Source organism: Lysinibacillus sp. RU7 (assembly GCF_057837305.1).
Window position 1 is genome coordinate 1 of sequence record NZ_JBYQFK010000146.1, and the last position, 266, is coordinate 266.

Sequence of the window (266 nt, forward strand, 5' to 3'; positions counted from 1 at the left end):
CCGCGATAGACGATACGACGGTGCATTGCCCGCGATGATCGCGCCGTTGATCGCGCCCACCGAGGTACCGACGACCCAGTCGGGTGAGATACCGACCCCATGCAGGGTCTCATAGACCCCGGCCTGATAGGCACCCAGCGTATTGCCCCCGGCCAGGACCATGGCGATGCGGAGATCGGGCGGCAGGAGCAGCGTCATGGACCGACAAACCCGCGAACGCCGGGATGGTGGCGTGGCAGGCGCAGTAATATCGTTAAAACTCAATG

General features: G+C 63.5%; 1 protein-coding gene. It reads right to left on the bottom strand.

Going from position 1 to position 266, the window contains the following annotated elements:
* The coding region (locus AC3II9_RS21870) for a patatin-like phospholipase family protein (protein WP_489158809.1) at positions 1-198 on the bottom strand (198 nt) is incomplete at its 3' end.
* Positions 199-266: the final 68 nt, after the last annotated feature.